The sequence below is a fragment of the Leucobacter musarum subsp. musarum genome, from assembly GCF_001273845.1.
GTDB lineage: Bacteria > Actinomycetota > Actinomycetes > Actinomycetales > Microbacteriaceae > Leucobacter > Leucobacter musarum.
In genome coordinates this window covers 1-246 of the sequence record NZ_JHBW01000083.1, presented here as the reverse complement: position 1 = coordinate 246, position 246 = coordinate 1, and the positions used below count along the sequence as shown (strand labels likewise).

Genomic DNA, 246 nt, shown 5'->3' with positions numbered 1-246 from the left:
GCGGCGTGGCCAGCTACAACCGCGCGGCGCGCTGGACGCTCGACCCCGCCGCCCTCGACCGCGCGAACGAGCAGACGATCGGGATCGTGCAGATCGAGACCCGTGGTGCGGTCGACGATCTCGAGGCGATCGCCGCGACCCCCGGGGCCGACGTGCTCTTCGTGGGGCCGCAGGATCTCAGCTACGCGCTCGGCGTGCCGCGGCAGTTCGACGATCCCGGCTTTCAAGAGGTGCTCGACCGGGTGG

1 protein-coding gene is annotated in these 246 nt (G+C 72.0%); it reads left to right on the top strand.

From position 1 onward, the window contains the following. On the top strand, positions 1-246 hold a 246-nt coding region (locus CH42_RS08215; RefSeq protein ID WP_239683994.1), incomplete at both ends, for an aldolase/citrate lyase family protein.